This is a genomic window from Kocuria sp., from assembly GCF_030538595.1.
In the GTDB taxonomy this organism is placed as follows: Bacteria; Actinomycetota; Actinomycetes; order Actinomycetales; family Micrococcaceae; genus Kocuria.
This window is the reverse complement of sequence record NZ_JAUNTS010000003.1, coordinates 184,062-201,661: the sequence shown is the minus strand read 5'-3', so window position 1 is coordinate 201,661 and position 17,600 is coordinate 184,062. Positions and strand designations below refer to the sequence as shown.

The 17,600-nt window shown below is 62.1% G+C and carries 9 protein-coding genes and 1 tRNA gene; 5 read left to right on the top strand and 5 right to left on the bottom strand.

Translation table 11 applies throughout. From position 1 onward, the window contains the following. Positions 1-11 precede the first annotated feature (11 nt). Positions 12-2,750 carry an ExeM/NucH family extracellular endonuclease gene (locus Q4G32_RS04355; protein ID WP_303349455.1) on the top strand — a complete coding sequence of 913 codons (2,739 nt, stop codon included), beginning with the start codon at positions 12-14 and terminating at the stop codon, positions 2,748-2,750. 1,239 nt (positions 2,751-3,989) lie between these two features. Here the strand turns inward: Q4G32_RS04355 and Q4G32_RS04350 are convergent. Next, a complete protein-coding gene (locus tag Q4G32_RS04350; protein WP_303349453.1) occupies positions 3,990-6,146 on the bottom strand; it encodes an FAD/NAD(P)-binding protein in 2,157 nt (718 codons plus the stop codon). 54 nt (positions 6,147-6,200) lie between these two features. Between Q4G32_RS04350 and Q4G32_RS04345 the strand changes: the two genes are divergently transcribed. Then, positions 6,201-8,333: a prolyl oligopeptidase family serine peptidase gene (locus Q4G32_RS04345; protein ID WP_303349451.1), complete on the top strand. Its 2,133-nt coding sequence runs from the start codon at positions 6,201-6,203 to the stop codon at positions 8,331-8,333. A 164-nt stretch (positions 8,334-8,497) separates the two neighbouring features. On the opposite strand, the gene Q4G32_RS04340 is transcribed toward Q4G32_RS04345, so the two are convergent. From Q4G32_RS04340 to Q4G32_RS04325, 4 genes are all read right to left on the bottom strand, one after another. After that, positions 8,498-8,586, bottom strand: a tRNA-Ser gene (locus Q4G32_RS04340). A 97-nt stretch (positions 8,587-8,683) separates the two neighbouring features. Then, complete coding sequence (locus Q4G32_RS04335) at positions 8,684-10,861, bottom strand: RecQ family ATP-dependent DNA helicase (protein ID WP_303349450.1); 2,178 nt, start codon at positions 10,859-10,861, stop codon at positions 8,684-8,686. A 531-nt stretch (positions 10,862-11,392) separates the two neighbouring features. Further along, positions 11,393-13,471: an acyltransferase family protein gene (locus Q4G32_RS04330; RefSeq protein ID WP_303349449.1), complete on the bottom strand. Its 2,079-nt coding sequence runs from the start codon at positions 13,469-13,471 to the stop codon at positions 11,393-11,395. A gap of 202 nt (positions 13,472-13,673) precedes the next feature. After that, positions 13,674-14,291 carry a TetR/AcrR family transcriptional regulator gene (locus Q4G32_RS04325; protein WP_303349448.1) on the bottom strand — a complete coding sequence of 206 codons (618 nt, stop codon included), beginning with the start codon at positions 14,289-14,291 and terminating at the stop codon, positions 13,674-13,676. A gap of 160 nt (positions 14,292-14,451) precedes the next feature. Between Q4G32_RS04325 and Q4G32_RS04320 the strand changes: the two genes are divergently transcribed. The 3 genes from Q4G32_RS04320 (at position 14,452) to Q4G32_RS04310 (ending at position 17,580) form a co-directional block, all read left to right on the top strand. Next, complete coding sequence (locus tag Q4G32_RS04320; protein WP_303349446.1) at positions 14,452-14,841, top strand: DUF1304 domain-containing protein; 390 nt, start codon at positions 14,452-14,454, stop codon at positions 14,839-14,841. A 46-nt stretch (positions 14,842-14,887) separates the two neighbouring features. Further along, the gene (locus Q4G32_RS04315; protein ID WP_303349444.1) at positions 14,888-15,901 is read left to right on the top strand and encodes an NADP-dependent oxidoreductase; all 1,014 of its coding nucleotides are present in this window, start codon (positions 14,888-14,890) and stop codon (positions 15,899-15,901) included. A 164-nt stretch (positions 15,902-16,065) separates the two neighbouring features. Beyond that, positions 16,066-17,580: a peptide MFS transporter gene (locus Q4G32_RS04310; protein WP_303349442.1), complete on the top strand. Its 1,515-nt coding sequence runs from the start codon at positions 16,066-16,068 to the stop codon at positions 17,578-17,580. Positions 17,581-17,600 lie beyond the last annotated feature (20 nt).

Here is a 17,600-nt window from a genome sequence, read left to right as displayed (position 1 = left end):
GCGCAGCGGAGATGACCTTGAACCTGCGCACACGTTTTTGGGCCCTGCCCGCTGCCGCCCTGCTGGCTCTGCCTACCAGCGTGGTGATTGCGGCACCGGCCGGTGCCGAGCCAGTCCCGGAGCAACCAGCCCTAGGCGACCACGTGGTGATCAATGAGGCCTACGTCAACGGCGGATCAGCCAATGCGCCCTACACTCACAAATTCGTAGAGCTCTACAACCCCACGGACACCGCCGTGGACCTGACCGGTTGGAGTCTGCAGTACCGGTCAGCCACAGGAACCGGGCCGTCAAACAACGTGGTGCAATTGACCGGCACCATTGAGCCCGGGGAGTTCTATTTGGTGGCCGGTGGCTCCAACGGGACTGCCGGACAGCCACTACCGCAAGCAGACCTGGATGCCGGAAGCCGATTGAATCCGGCGGGAACCCGGGGCACGTTTGTGCTTTCGGATGCCGCAACGGCGCTGGCTCTACCGGCGGGTTCGGTCACCGGCACGGACGGTGTGGTGGATTTACTGGGCTACGGCACCACCAACACCTTTGAGGCTGCTGCGGCCCCCGCGCCGACGGCGAACAACGATCCCCGGTCCCTGAACCGGACCGACAGTGTGGACACGGACAACAACTCCGTGGACTTCACCCTGTCCACGGAAGTCACACCGCAGACGGGTGCGGGTGAAACAAGTCCTGCGGAGCCGAGCGCACCGGCCACGGATACGCCGTCGTCGTCTCCGTCCGCCGAACCCACGGGTGAGCCCGGTGAGCTCTTGAGCATTGCTCAAATCCAGGGCACCGGGGAGGCCACACCGTATCTGAACCAGACGGTCCGTACCCGCGGTGTGGTCACGGCCGTGTATGCAACAGGCGGGCTCAACGGCTTCCAGGTACAGACCGAAGGGACTGGCGGTGATCTGGGTGCGGACCACAGCGCCTCTGACGGCATCTTTGTGTATGCCCCCAATGCGCTGAATGCTGTCCAACTGGGCGATCACGTGGAACTGACTGGAACAGCGCAGGAGTACTTTGGCCAGACCCAGCTCTCGGTTCAACCCGCTGGAATCTCGGTCCTGTCTGAACCGGCCCAGGCTGTGAAGCCTGCGGAGATTGCGTGGCCGGCCTCCGATGCTGAGCGCGAAGCTCTGGAGGGGATGCTGCTGCAGCCCACCGGGAGCTTCACGGTGACCAACAACTACGGACTGAACACCTACGGTGAAGTCGGGCTGGCATTCGGGGATGACGTGCTGCGCACTCCCACAGACGTGGCTGCCCCGGGCTCCGCGGAAGCCTCTGCGGTGGAGGCGGACAACACCGCGCGGAAAGTGATCCTGGATGACGGCTCCACCTGGAACTACGGCAACCTCAGCACCTATGGGGACCAACCGCTGCCGTACCTGAGCCTGGAGAACCCGGTGCGTATGGGCTCCACCGTCACTTTCGATCAGCCGGTGGTGCTGGGATACGGCCACAATGAGTGGCGGCTGCAACCGCTGCAGCAAGTTACTGGTGACTCGTTGGACGCAGTGCCCGTGGTGTTCCAGAACGACCGTTCTGAATACGCCGCCCCGGCTGACGTGGGCGGGGATGTGCAATTGGGCACCTTCAATGTGCTCAACTACTTCACCACGTTGGGTACCGATGAACCGGGCTGTGCCTCCTACAACGACCGCTCGGGCAATCCCCTGACCACCCGCAACTGCAACGTGCGCGGAGCCTACGATCAGGACTCCTTCCAGGCCCAGCAGGACAAGTTGGTATCTGCCATCAACGGCCTGGATGCCGGGGTGGTGTCCTTGGAGGAGATTGAGAACTCCGCGCGGTTCGATCAGGACCGGGATGCAGCGCTTTCCACCCTGGTGGATGCACTCAACGCGGATGCCGGAACGGACAAGTGGGCGTATGTGCCCTCCCCCGCTGCGGTTCCTGCAGCTGAGGACGTGATTCGTACAGCATTCATTTACCAACCCGCCCGGGTGGAAGCTGTGGGTGAATCCGCGATCCTGGATGATCAGGTCAATTTCTCCAACGCCCGTGAGCCCCTGGCCCAGACCTTCCGCCCGGCAGGTGGTGATGCCACGGATGACTTTGTGGTGGTGGTCAACCACTTCAAGTCCAAGGGCTCGGGGGCCTCCGCCACCGGGGACAACGTGGACACCGGGCAGGGTGCCTGGAACGGAGACCGAACCCGTCAGTCCCAAGCCATGCTGGCTTTTGCTCAGGAGTTTGCGGACAGCGCGGGAACCGACCGTGTGTTCCTGGTGGGCGATTTCAACTCCTACACGTTTGAGGACCCCATGCAGGTGCTCTACAACTCCGGATTTGTGAACATTGCCCCGGAAGGCCAGTACTCCTACGCCTTTGACGGCATGGCCGGCTCTCTGGACCATGTGGTGGCCTCACCGGCTGCTGCAGCCGCTGTGACCGGTTCAGATGTTTGGGAAATCAACGCCAATGAGTCCATTGGCATGGAGTACTCGCGGCAGAACTACAACGTGGTGAACCTGTTTGCCCCGGATCAGTTCCGCGCCTCCGACCACAATCCAGCCCTGGTGGGCTTCAGCACCAGCAACTCTGCTGAACCCACGCCCGAACCTTCCGGTGAACCCAGCCAGGAACCGACTCCCGGTCCCAGCACTCAACCGACCACACCGGTGAAACAGGGCCCACCAACGTCCCACCCGGGGCAAGGCAAAGGCATCCCAGACCATGTCCGCGACCGCTGGGGAACCACCACCGGCCCCCGGCGCTAGTCCCGCCGGGGGCCTCCCCCTGGTGGTAGATACCAAAGCGAAGTGCGGGGCGCTCCGTTCGGAGCGCCCCGCACAGGCCACCGTCATTCATGGTGAATCGCGGTTCCTCCGAGATATGAATCTGGAGATCGACCACAGACCTACGACGACTAACACGATGAGGGCTGCCGCAATCGAGTTGGATGCATCTAAACCAGACCTCCAGGTAAGTATTACCCATGCAGTAATTACTGCAGCAACGGCACCTAGAATGAATGGATTAGGGAGCTTCTTGCGCCTCACCATCAAATATTCTGCCTCAGCCAATCATAGACGGCATTTGATGAGACGCCCCCAAGAATGCCAGCCACCCACGGATGGTTACGAGTCCACTCCTGGAATCGACCGTAACCGCCACGAACCGCATCGCGTAAACTACGATATACCGCAGGGCCGTACCGCCGCGCGGCCGCGAGTAGCGCGCGACCAACGATAGGGATAATGGGCAAGAAAGCAGCTGAAGCCGCAGCCATCCCCGCTGGCGGACTGGACGCTCCACCCGCGGCTAGTGTCTCACGCAACTTTTCCCGACTTGTCAACGTTCGGTAGTTCATCCGAACATGCTGCACGTAGGCCTGCTGTGCGCTTCGATCATCACCAGCAACAACCCTTGCCACATCCCAGTCCGTCATTGTCGCAGTGACGAACTCCAATGGATCCTCAGTGGAACGCGGTCGATCAACCGCCTGCGCACCTGTAGGCAACGCAATCGCGCCAACACCCACCACGCCCGCAACTCCCAGACTCTTTAGAACAGTTCGGCGATCCATGATCATCTCCTCGCTAGAGCTTCTCTGTGTGGAACATCCCTGCAGGTGAAAGCGACGCTAGCAAACATCGCCCCTTGTGGGAACTTCGGGCACGCCACTGAACCACCGGAGGCTGATTTCAAAGTAATTTTGTGAAACATTCTTGAATCAAGATCCTTCAGTCAGGTATTTTCACAGTTTTTGGATTTTCGCAGAACTGAAACTCCCATAGCCAATCAACTTGAGACTGTTGTCAAAGCGATCCGCGGAGTGCATCTATCTTCCTGAGAATAAATTTTTTCACGCTCGAACCTTCTCAAAGCGATTTTCGATAGCTAGCAAGCTCGGTGTGGGTCAATACGACTCGTGATCTCTATAAATCCCAGCCTGACGGACAACGTACTCAGAAGAGGGTATGTATTCCACCACACGTTGCTACTACGCAGGAGCTTTAGCTCAATACCGCAGCTGCCATGCGGTCAGCGTCAGCCAGTGTGCGGGAGCCCAGTTCCGCCGGGGCGTGCGCCTCCGCTGCAATGGAGGTACCCCACTGGGTGGAGGCCAGTTGCAGCCCCAGAACCCAAATGTCCCGGGGCACACCGTCCGTGCCGATCGCTCGGTACGGGGCGGGCGTCACGTCCAGCCCGGGGCCGGGAACATCCGCAGCTCCGTCGTCAATGTGCAACGACTTGGCGCGGACCAGTCCGTGGTCGTGCATGGCGGTCAGTAGCGGGGAGATGTTGCGGCGGACCTCATTGGGCGGTGACATGGCTTCCACCAGCCAAGCTGCCCGGTAAGGCTCATCTGCCACCCAGGGCGAACTTGCCTCAAAGCAGCCGCGCTCCGCGTCAATGCGAAACACCGGGTTTGGTCCCAAGAAGCGGACCACGCCGGCACGGGCCAGGGCGGCCAACTGACGGATTCGCAATGCCGGCGGTCCGGAGGCCAAGCCCTCCACCAGGGGAGAGAAACTGCGCATCAGTTCCTCATACCAAGACTCATCTTGTAGGCCGCGTTCAGCAACCACCTGCTTGATCAGGGTCCGGGACCAGTTCAAGGAGGAAAAGGCCACCTTTGCGGGATCATCCTCACCGGCAGCTGAACCTGCGGCGTCCCGGTCCAGCCAGTGCACCAGTGCCGCCGCGTACTGCTCATGGGAAGTGAATCGCTCATCCAGGAAGGGAAAGGACTGCCATTTGATATTGAGCCGGTTCTCATAGGCCACGGCCTCATTGACCAACCGCTCCACACGGACATCCCACGGTGTGGAGGTCGATTCAGTCGGAGACCCTGGCAGCTCTGCTGGCCGACTTCCCTCCGCAATCACAGCACCGTCCAGGCCAACAGCGTCCAGACCCAAAGCCTCATCCAGCGCCACAAGGAACTGCTGCGCCGGTCGGTCAAAGACCCCCGGACGCACTCGCGCCAGGGTCCGGTAGTAAGCCCGCGTGGCATCTTTGCGCACCAACGGCAGCAGGTCCCGGTCGAATACCAGTTCCGGGCCCGTAGCCAGGTCCGCCACGGCTTCACGGGTCAAGAACTTGTGGTCCAAAGACCGCGCGTAATACCCGGCGATCTCCGCCTTGGCTCGGTAGGGCGTGCCACGCCGGGAACCCACCACCACAAACGGCTCATGCCCGGACGGCACGTACACCAGCCGATCAGATTCATCCGCAGCCGCTTCAAACCGGCCGCCGCGGCCCTCAGTCAGCTCCGTGACGACGTCATGAAAATTCAGTCCCATGCCCCGGACCAGCACCGTTTGCTCAGCGGGTAGTTCCTCCCAGCGAACATCGGCCGGGACCGCCGGGGGCCGGTAATGCAAACCGTGTTCGGCGGCACCGTCCACCAGTTCTTTCTGGTCTCGGCGTAGGTGCGCATCCAGATGCCCCAGAGCCAACACCACGTGATCCGCTGGTAGCTCCTGCTGCCCGGAAATCTCCACTGCAAACCGGTAGCCTCCCCGGTCCACGGCACGTACAGCAACGGCCTCCTCCCGGTGCACCACCAGTTCCACCCCCGCGGGTAGCTGTTCCTGGATGGTCTTGAACACCCACGCCAAATAGAGTCCGTACACACGGCGCTGTGGAAAATCAGTGGGCTCCATGGCCGCCAGGAGAGCAATGTCCTCATGGCTCAATGCACTACTCACAGATGGGTCAGGTGTTTCCCCCGAGTCAGCCCCGCTACCCGCACCGAGGCTCGTGTGGATGACCGCCTGGCGCCACGCCTCAAAGGTCATACCCCGCAGGGGGTGGATGGTGTCTGCGGTGAGTACGCCGTCGTCGGCAATGATCGTGGGGAACAGGCTGGGGGTGTTCATCAAATAGCGCGGTGACTGTTTGACCCGCCACACGTGTCCCGGGCCTGGCGGGAACGGATCAATCAGGTCGATGTGCACCCGCTGCCCGGTGGCTTGCGCATGTGCCACCAGCCGCTCCACGGCAGAAAGGCCCCGGGGACCTGCACCAACAATCACCACACGGGGCACGCCCGTGCGCTCAGCTGATTCCGCGCCTGCGAACCTACCTCCAACAGCACCGTGAGCGTCCTTGTCAGAACCGGACTGGGCATGCGGATCGGAGGAATTCCGGGGCTGGATGGTCATGTCCTCCAGGATAGAACGGCCGCGCCGCACGGCTAACGCCCCTACGCTCGGAACATGACAGCTGAGGCTCCGCACGACAACTTTCTGTGGCTGGAAGACATCCACAGCCCCCAGGCCATGGACTGGGTCACGCGCCACAACCAACGCACAGAAGACCTGCTGGTCACAGAAGACCTGAAAGAGTTGGAAGCGCGCGCTTTGGAGGTCATGGACTCCACGGACAAGATCCCCATGGTGTCCAAACAGGGCGATTTTTACTACAACTTCTGGCGCGACGCCGACCACCCCCGCGGCCTGTTCCGCCGCACCACCTGGGATTCCTGGGTTGGTGACAATCCTCAGTGGGATGTTCTGCTTGACCTTGACCAACTGGCCGCCCGCGAACAGATCCCCTGGGTCTGGGCTGGATCACGCCTCCTGCGCCCGCAGTACACGGACGGTCACTGGCGCCGTGCGCTGATCTCCATGACCCCGGATGGCGGAGATGCCCGCCGAGTTCGGGAGTTCGATCTCATTCAACGCCGCTTTGTGGCCCCCGAGGACGGCGGATTCGACCTACCCGTGGCCAAAACCTCTGCCTCCTGGGAGGACGCAGACACCTTGCTGGTGGCCACGGACACGGGCCCGGGGACGCTCACCGCTTCCTCCTACCCCGCGCAAGTCCGGCGCCTGAAACGCGGCATGGCACTGGGCGATGCTCCCGTGGTTTTTCAGGTGCCGCACCACCACGTTCAGGCTTGGGCCGGCAAGGACCACACTCCGGGGTTCGAGCGCACGCTGGCCATGGACGTGATCGACTTTTTCCGCTCCGTCACCTACATCCTGGATGCGGAGGGAACCCCGGTTCCCATTGACGTGCCGGAATCCGTGGAGGTCCAGATTCACAAACAGTGGTTGCTCTTGCGCCCCCAAGAACCCTGGGAAACCAACGGCCAAACCTACGCACCCGGTACTTTGCTGGCCGCACAGTTGGAGGCATTTCAGTCCGGGAAAACCGCGCTCTCCGTGGTTTTTGAACCCACCGAGCACACCAGCTTGCAGGGGTGGTCCTGGACTGCCGATCACCTGGTGCTCCAACTGCTGCACAATGTCTCCTCCGCCATCCAGGTGGTGAGCCCGGGCACGTGGACCTCAACGCAATACGGGGTTGACCTGCACCATCACTCCACATCGGTGTGGGCCGTGGATGACGAGGATCCCCAGCACGGCAACGATGTCTGGGTTTCCACCTCCGGTTTCCTCTCCCCCACCACCGTGCTCCGTGGCACTGTGGGGACCCCCGCAGAGAGTGCGCCACCGCGGGAGGTCAAGCGGGCGCCGTCGTTTTTTGATGCGCAGGCGCTCAGCGTGGAGCAGCACTGGGCCACCTCCGCGGACGGCACGAAGGTGCCGTATTACCAAGTGGGGCCGCGCGAGTTGGTGCTGGATGGCCGCAACCCCGTGCTGCTTTCCGGCTACGGCGGCTTTGAAGTTTCCCGCACTCCCGCCTACTCAGGGGTCACGGGACGCTCCTGGCTCACCCGCGCTCACTCCACTCATGCCAACGACGACGGTCCCGTGGCACCTGGTCGCACCGGGGTTTACGTGGTGGCCAATATCCGCGGCGGCGGGGAGTTCGGACCTGATTGGCACCGGGCAGCTCTGAAGGAAAACCGGCACCGCGCTTACCAGGACTTTGCGGCCGTGGCCCGCGACCTTCATGACCGTGGGGTCTGCACACCCGCCACTTTGGCCTGTTCCGGTGGGTCCAACGGAGGGCTGTTGGTGGGCAACATGTTGGTGAGTTATCCGGAGTTGTTCGGTGGCATCTCCTGCGGCGTACCTCTGCTGGACATGCGGCGTTACACCAAACTCTCGGCCGGAACCTCCTGGATCGCGGAGTACGGAGACCCGGATGATCCGGCTGATTGGGAGTTCATGCGCACGTTTTCTCCCTATCACCTGGTACGTGACGACGCCGAATACCCACCCGTCCTCTTCTGGACCGCCACCAGTGACGACCGTGTTGGTCCCGTCCAAGCCCGCAAGATGGCAGCGCTGATGCAGGAACAGGGCCATCCCAACGTGTGGTTCCACGAAACTCTGGAGGGTGGCCACGCCGGTGCCGGGGACAACAAACAGGCCGCCCGCTCCCATGCCCTGTCCACGCAATTCCTGTGGAGAGCTGTCACGGGAACGTTGGACTGATGGTGTGCTGGGGTGCTTCAGCCCCGTGAGCGCAGACCGTGCGCAGTTTGATACCTCATGAGCGCTGATGCGGTATCAAACTGCGCACGGTTTGCTCTGGGACGGGAATGGCCCCGGCGTCAACACCGGGGCCATTGAGTAGCCTCTGACAAGGCTAAATAATGCGGAGACGGGGGGATTTGAACCCCCGGCCCAACTTTCGCCGGGCCCTTCATTAGCAGTGAAGTCCATTCGGCCGCTCTGGCACGTCTCCTTGCTGTACCGGACCGGAGTAATTCAGCCGGGTGAACAGCATGAGCCATGCTAGTCGGAGCTGACGATTCCGGTCAAAAACTCGACCACGGGCAGATTCACCCGCGGGAGGCCAGGACAAACGGCAGCACCGGCCCGGAACCGGCCAGGCGCAGCTGGCGGGCAGCCACCGTCAGGGACCATCGGCTGTCCACCAGGTCATCCACCAACAGCACGGGAGCACCCTGGAGATTGTCCAACGCAGTTTGCAACTGTGGCGTGATCTGGAACTTCTCCCACACCGAAGCCAACTGGTAGGCGCCGTTTCCACCAACACCACCCGGATGCCCTGGCGCCATGGTCAACTCCCCCAAGTAGGGCAACCGCCCGGCACCGGCCAACCCCATGGCCAAGGACTGCACCAACTGCGGGCGCGCCACAGACGGCATGGAGACGATTCCGGCCGGGCGCCCCACACCGCTCCAATCCTGATGGGCCCACTGCGCCAGAACTTCAACACAGGCTCGGCCCAGAGCCTGATCCACAGCTTGATCCACCGGCTCACCGCGCTGATCCGTGTGGAAAATTTCCCGCAGGCGATTGCCCCACCCCAGATCCGTCAACCGCGCCACCGCACGCCCGGTGGAAGCACGCTCTGCGGGTGGGATATTGCCTTTGAGCGGCACACCCAATCGCTGCATTCCCACAGGCCACTGGGCTCTCGGGTCAATCTCCACTCCCACCCGTTGCAGAGTGGCAGTGGCGGAATCCGCAGCGGACTGACTGACCTGTGTGGAGAACCAGGCTCCCGCGCAGTTGTCGCAACGTCCGCACGGTGCCGCTTCCGGGTCATCCAGTTGCTCCACCAGCATTTGCATGCGGCACGCGGACTTGTTTTCGTAATCCAGCATTGCGTTCTGCTCACGGACACGTGCTTGTTGGATGCGCTGGTATCTGGGGGCGTCGTACCGCCACGGTTGCCCCGTGACCTGCCATCCGCCCTGAACCTGCTCCACAGCACCCTCCACGGCCAGAACCCGCAGCAGCATGTTCAACGGGGAGCGTTTGATGTCCACGCGCGCTTCCAACGCTCCCACGCTCAGCGGCCCCTGCGTGGCTCCCAACTCCTGGAGTACCGCCTGGGCCTTGGCCTCCGTGGGCATGGATGCCGTGGCAAAGTACTCCCAGATTTCACGGTCCTCCGTGCCGGGGAGCAGTAGCACGTCAGCACGTTCCGTTGCGCGGCCGGCACGGCCCACTTGCTGGTAATAGGCCACCGGTGAAGACGGTGCTCCCATGTGCACCACAAAACCTAGATCTGGTTTGTCAAAGCCCATACCCAGCGCCGATGTTGCCACCAAAGCCTTCACCCGGTTTTCCTTCAGGGCAATCTCCAGGCGCTCACGATCAGCCGGGTCTGTGCGCCCCGTATATGCCTCCACCTGATATCCGGCTTCCCGCAAGGCATGGGCGGTGTCCTCCGCAGCACTGATAGTCAGGGCATAGACAATGCCGGAACCCTCCAGGGACGCCAGATGCTCCAACAGCCAGGCCAATCGCACGGTGTTGGAGGGAAGTCTCAGCACCCCCAGCCGCAACGACTCCCTGGCCAACGGCCCACGCAGCGTCAACACGGCTTCCGCCGCACCATCAGCAAGACCAACACCCAGTTGTTCGGCAACATCCTGGACCACGCGTTGATTGGCGGTTGCGGTGGTGGCCAGGACGGGCACGGCTTCAGGTAACTTGCCGATCAGATCTCTGATCCGCCGGTAATCGGGGCGGAAATCATGGCCCCAGTCCGAGATGCAGTGGGCCTCATCAATGACCAGCAGACCCATCCGCTGCACCAACTGCGGCAGCTGTTGCTCCCTGAACCGTGCGTTGTTCAGCCGTTCCGGAGAGATCAGCAGCACATCCACCTGGTCTTGCTCCAGACGCCCCAGAATCTCCGACCATTCCGTGGCATTGGCCGAGCTGATCGAGGCAGCACGAACTCCCGCCCGGGAAGCTGCCGCCACCTGGTCCCGCATCAAGGCCAAGAGCGGGGAAACAATCAGGGTTGGCCCCCGGCCCTGAGCGCGCAGCAGGAGAGAAGAGATGAAGTACACCGCGGACTTCCCCCACCCGGTCCGCTGCACCACCAGCGCACGACGCCGGTACTCCACCAACGCTTCAATGGCCTGGAACTGCCCGGGGTGAAACTGCGCATCTGCTCGACCCGTCAGCGCATGCAGAAGGTCCAACGCCCGCTCATGCAGTGGGCTGTGAATGGGGCCGGTCTCCGTTGGGGGCATGGCACCAGTCTGGCAAGGGAGACCGACAACACAACAGCATCCCGGGTCGGCTGTGGATAACACTTTGAGAAAGGCGTAGGGGTTGGGATCAGCCCCCCGACCGATCCCAACCCCGTCAACTCGCCGTCTCTCCCCAGATTCGGCGAGCCATTCGCCGCGCCAGCACCCCCCGATGCTTGGCACGCCATGGCTCGGTCATGGTGCACACCGTCGGTGGAAATCCACCGCGGGGCATTCGACACGACGCGGAGCCGTTGTATGAAATCGTGTCAGATCACCCGGCGGCAGCGTCACCAGCAGTTTTACCCCGTTGCAGTGCACCACAGATCGGTGACAACGGCACATTCCCCGGCTGACAGCCGGTTTCACCACGCAAGACCCATGAATCACCGGGAAAAACATGAAATTACGTAACCGCAAATGGGGACAGGTACCACCGCAACAGAACACCAATCGGTGGACACTTGGGCACCGATACGGCGTCGTAATTGCGTCATGAACCGTCACGCCCACCCGCCTGAGACAGTCAGCTCACCACTTCAAGGCACCCAGCAGTCTTTCTTCCAGCTCAGGGGCTGTGGTCAGCCCAAATGTTTTGGTGATGTGGTCCATGTCCCGGTAGACCATCACATTGCCCACCACGGGGCCGCAGCGCCCGTCCGGGCAGTACAGATCCGTGAGATCCACCAGCGGGACATCCGGGTTCTGCTCGTGGAATTCGTCCACCACCTCCTGACCGCCCAGTGCATCCTCCACGGAATCCGAACACAGGCTGCTGGACTCACCGTAAAGGTCCACGCATTCGTACATGTCGCGCTCCCAACGGGGGTTGTCCCGCACGCTGACCACGGGAATCCCCGCGTCCTGGAAGGGCCGTACGCCTTCATTCCAGTGCGCCACCACTTCTTCGCGGTCACCATCCATCAAGGAACGCGTGCCCTGCGCAATCACGGCGTCCGGGTTGAGCTCCAGAACCGCATCCCGAGCAGATTCGTTGAACGTGTTGCATTCCTCCGTGTAGTCCGGGGTGAAACCGGCGTAACGGCAGGCGGGGTACACAAAGGTGATCAGCTTCCAGTTGTTCCGGTCCGCGATCTCCTTCATGGGTTCGGACAGCTGCTTGGCGTGCGAATCCCCCAAGAGCACCACGGTGCGGGCGGGTTCGGCGTGATCGGCTTCCAGCGCAGCACCTTCCGCGGACGCGTCATCCTCTACTGCCGTGGCTTCCTCAACACCGGATTGCGGCTGATGGACGTAGCATTCGCCTGACTCCTCAAACCCCTCCGGAAGCTCCTCCTGCGAACATTTGGGCCCCGGATTACCCCATTCGGCATCAATTTCCGACCACATGGGGATGGGCTCCAGGCCGGGGAGGTCGGCGTCGTCGTAAGAATCGGTGGCCACGGCGGCGCCGGGGTAGTTGTACTCGTTGCGTTCGTAGGTGGCCTGCGTGCGCGCACGATTGTCCGTCCAAGCCTGCGCTGCGGTCACGGGAAGGGCCACCACGCCCACGATCGCCACCAGGCGCACCAATTCTTTGCGAGTGGAGGCCCGCTGCTTGGCAGAACGCGGACGGGTGATGTACTTGACCACCTGCTCCGTGGCCAGCGACAACACCATGGACGCGGCAATGATTGCCAGCCCCACGGCAACGGGCACATTCTCCTGCCCCGTTCGTAGCAGGTACGTGATCATCAGCGGCCAGTGCCACAGATAGATCCCGTAGGAGCGGTCCCCCACCCAGGTCAGCCAGCGCGAGCGCAGCGGGACGTGGACACCGTGGGCGCCGCCGTGATCCTTGACCACCAGAATCAGAGCTGCACCCAGCGTGGGCAGCAACGCGATCCACCCCGGGAACAGCGCCCCGGGACCGGCCACAAACCCTGTGATGATCACCGCGACGACGCCGCCCCACCCCAGCATCACCGCCACCCTGCGCGGCAGCGGACTGGTGACCAGCAAGGCCACCAGGGCACCCAACGCGAACTCCCAGAGACGCAACCGGGTGTCAAAATATGCCGGGGCCGGGTTCAGATGCGTGGTGAAGATCGAGGCCGTCAGGGACGCTGCGAACACCAGGCCGAAAACTGCAATGGCCACCACGCGGAACCGCAACCGAGTGATGCGCGCGATCAGCGCAGCCGCGGCAATCAGTGCGGGGAACAGCAGAAATATCTGCCCCTGGACGGCCAACGACCACATGTGCTGCACGGGGCTGGACGTCACCCCGCCGCCTGCGTAGTAGTCAACGGCCTGGTTGGCCAGGGTCCAGTTGAGGCGGTACGTTGCGGCCGCCAGAAGTTGCTCCCAGAGCGCTTCCCACCGTGATCGCGGAAAGAACACCAGGGCCACCGCCAGGACACTGAGCAGCACCACCCCCACGGGCAGCAGCAGCCGGACGAACGTGCGGGACCAGTAGTTCAGCAGCCGCAGCGGCTTGCCGGTTTCCACTTTGCGCGTGAAGGACAGCGTCAGAAGGTAGGCGGACACCACAAAAAAGACATCAACGCCGCCGGAAACACCCGTGCCCCACAGGTGGAATGCCACCACAAGGAGCACCGCCAAACCCCGCAAGCCTTGGATTTCCGGACGTTTTGCGGCAGCAGTCACGGGCCCACCCACGGTTGAGCCGTCCACGGGGGCCTGGTGCGCAGGGGCTGAGACCGGTGGATCCTGCGGGAGTCCACGGGGAGCGCTGGGTGTGATGTGGGTACTGATGTCGAGTCCTCAAACAGCCTTGGGGAAGCGATGACCAGCCCCGGAGTTTACGGATGCGAACCAGATGGTGGAAGGGCATTTTTCGGGAGAATCATCACGCCTGGAAGCCCTTGACAGTGCTCTCTTCTTGAAAATCACCGGAGACCAGGCTCAGCGCGTGATCCAGGGTCTGCGCTGCGGCCACTGGATTGATCCTTGCCAGCGCCAGTGCGGCAATCACCAACCCCGCACAGGTCTCTGCCCTCCGGCTTTGCTCCGCCGGCTCCATTGCGGGAAACCGCACGATCACACCGCGAGTCAAGGCCGTCAACATTTCTTGCCGGTAAGCCTCCACGGCGGCCCGAGCGGCAGGGTCATGCCCCAGCGTGGACCCCGCCACACCAACCAGCAGGCAGCCGTAGCGGGCGGGCATGGTGTCCGGAGACTCCAACGCACCCCGCATGGTGCGCAGGTAGTCAACGACGGCGTCCGGAGCCACTTCCGCACTGACCAGAGGCGCCAGCAAGGGGCGGACCACCTCCCGCAGGTAGCTGTCCACCGCAGCATCAAACAGTCCGCGTTTACTGCCGAAAGCGTGGTAGAGACTGGATCTGTTCAACCCGGTGACCCGCTCCAATTCCGGTAGAGAGACCCCCTGATAGCCCTGCTCCCAGAACAGGTCGCGCGCAGCTCGCACCACAGCGTGCGTGTCAAAGTTCTGATGACGCCCCACGGCCCTGCTCTCCTGTTGGTTGTTGAAATCACACCCGCCACACGAGGTCTGGGGTGTTGTGCCCGCAGTGTTCAGCTTATATTGAACCAGTCAGTTCAAAAAGTTCCGCGCCTTGTGCCGGCACCCTCCCATCAAGCCCTTTCAAGAAAGCAGGTTCGCTGTGATCATCGCCGGACTGGTCTTGGCCACCCTGGCCGCGCTGTTGCACGTCTACATCTTCTACATGGAGTCGCTGGCGTGGACCGGCCCCGCCGCCCGCAAAACCTTCGGCCTGCCCTCCCCCGAATTTGCCGAATCCACCAAGGGTTTGGCTTTCAATCAGGGCTTCTACAACTTGTTCTTGGCCGTGGAGATCTTCCTGGGTTTGATCCTGCTGGCGGCAGGCTCCCACGCGGTGGGGGCCACACTGGTGTTTGTGGGGACCGGGTCCATGGTGGCTGCAGGTTTGGTTCTGTTGCTCTCTGACCGCTCCAAGACATCCGCCGCCCTGAAACAACTCACGGTGCCCGCCCTGGCAATCATCCTGCTGGTGCTCGGATGGGCATTCTGAATCCCAGGGTTCAGAAGCAACCAACACGCTTGAAAAGAGTTTGACCATGTCATCTGCAACCAGCCGTCAGATCCAGTTGGCCAGCCGCCCCACAGGGTGGCCCACCCCGGAGAACTTCCGCACCGTGGAGATCGCCTTCCCGGAGCTTGCACCCGGACAGGTCCGCGTGGCCAATCAGTTCATCTCCGTGGACCCCTACATGCGGGGGCGCATGAACGACGTCGAAAGTTACATTCCCCCGTTCCAGCTCGGTGAAACCTTGACCGGTGGTGCCGTGGGCCGGGTGATCGAATCCGCAGCGCCCAACCTCCCCGTGGGTTCTGCCGTGCTGCATCAATACGGCTGGCGGGACCTGGTGCAGGAAGATGCCACCGCTTTTCGCCCGGTACAGGAGATTCCGGGCGTCCCGCTGTCTGCCTACCTGGGAGTTCTGGGAATGACCGGGATGACCGCCTACGTGGGACTGACCCGGATTGCACCAGTGCACCCCGGTGACACAGTCTTCATTTCTGGCGCCGCCGGAGCCGTGGGCAGTGTGGCCGGACAGATTGCCCGACTACTGGGAGCGGAAACGGTGATTGGCTCCGCTGGTTCGCAGCAGAAAGTGGACCTGCTGACAGAGCGTTACGGTTTCACCTCCGCCTTCAACTACAAGTCAGCCCCGGTTAGGGAGCAACTTGCAAGCGCAGCCCCGCACGGCATCAACGTGTACTTTGACAACGTGGGCGGCGATCATTTGGAAGCTGCCCTGGACACACTCAACCGTCACGGACGGGTTGCCATGTGCGGCGCCATCTCCGCGTACAACACGGAAACCACTGCACCCGGGCCGGACAACATGGTCAACATCATCAAACAGGGACTCTCCCTCCGCGGATTCACGTTGGGTGATCACATGGACCTGGCCCCGGAGTTCAACAACCGCATGACCACCTGGTTTACCAACGGTCAGATCACCCATGACGAAACCGTGGTGGACGGTTTGGACAACACCGTGGATGCCTTCCTGGACATGATGCGCGGTGGCAACACCGGCAAGATGGTGGTCCGAACGGCATAAATTCCGCACCACTCACACGAGTAGGAGCAAGGGATGGGGTCCGGCCCGTACATGATGGAAACGCGGGCCGGGGGCGTCGTCGTGCGCTGGATCGTCAGCGACTCACCGCGGCAAAACCCGGGCACCTGCATCACAGACCGCCCCAGTAGGCGCATGGTTGTCGAATGAGTACACCAAAAACTCCGCGGGACAACATTCCAGCCGCCGCGACATCCCCGGTTGGCACAGATGTGACCACCCATCACCATCAATCCACCAAACAATTCTTTGGTCAGCCACGCATGCTGGCTTCCCTGTTCTCCGTTGAACTGTGGGAGCGGTTCTCCTTCTACGGCATGCAGGGCATCATCATGCTCTACATGTACTACCAGACCACCCAAGGTGGCCTGGGGATGGAGCAGAGTACCGCTGCGGGAATCGTAGGCGCCTACGGCGGCACCGTATACATGTGCACCATTCTGGGCGCATGGGTTGCCGACCGCCTGATCGGCTCCGAGCGTGCCATGTTTGCCAGCGCCATCATGATCATGGCTGGGCACATTGCCCTGTCCCTCCTGCCGGGGTACACCGGGCTGGCGGTTGGGCTGATTCTCATTGCCGTGGGATCAGGTGGCCTCAAAGCCAACATCACCAATCTGGTCGGCAATCTCTACGACCGTGACGACACCCGCCGTGACGCTGGTTTCTCCATCTTCTACATGGGCATCAACATTGGCGGGCTCATTGGCCCGCTGCTCACCGGCTGGGTGCAACAGCAGTGGGGCTTCCACGTAGGTTTCGCCCTGGCTGCTGTGGGTATGGCCGTGGGCTTGACGCAGTACACCATCAATCGGCGTCGTCTCCCGCATGACGTTCACGCCGTTCCCAACCCGCTGCCCCGCGGCCACTATCCACGCTGGATCGTGATCGCGCTGGTAGCCGTTGCAGTGCTGACCATCGCCGTCCTCACCGGTGTTCTCCACCCGGGGAACCTGGCCGACTTCATTGTGGGGGCAATCATCATTTCAGCCATCGCACTGTTCACTTTGCTGCTCATCAGCGGCAAAGTGTCCAGCGACGAACGCTCGCGCGTGGTGGCTTTCATCCCCATGTTCATTGGTTCCGCGGCATTTTTTGCACTCTTCCAACAGCAATTCACAGTTGTCACCATCTATTCGGACGAACGCCTGAACCGAATGTTGGGCAACTGGGAAATTCCCGTCCCCTGGGTACAGTCCTTCAACCCGGCTTTCATCATTCTTCTGGCACCGGTGTTTGCCGCGCTGTGGACCAAATTGGGCAACCGTCAGCCGGCAACTCCCGCCAAGTTTGGCCTGGGCATCATCTTGATGGGAGCTGCTTTCCTGGTTTTCCTCAGCCAGGTCAATGTGGCTTCCGTTGCTGTGATGTGGGTGGCGCTGATCATGCTGATGGCCACCATGGGCGAGCTCATGCTCTCTCCCGTCGGTTTGTCCGTGTCCACCAAGCTGGCTCCGCGGGCTTACCCGGTCATGATGGTTTCTCTGAACTACCTGTCCGTGGCCCTGGGCACCGCGCTGTCCGGTTCACTCGCGCAGTTCTACAGTGCCCAGAATGAGGCTGTGTACTTTGGTTCGCTGGGTGCAGTGACCATTGCCATTGGCGTGGTCATCCTGCTCCTGGCCAAACCAATCACAAAGGCCATGCGCGGAGTCCGCTAGAACTACCCATTACCGGCAAC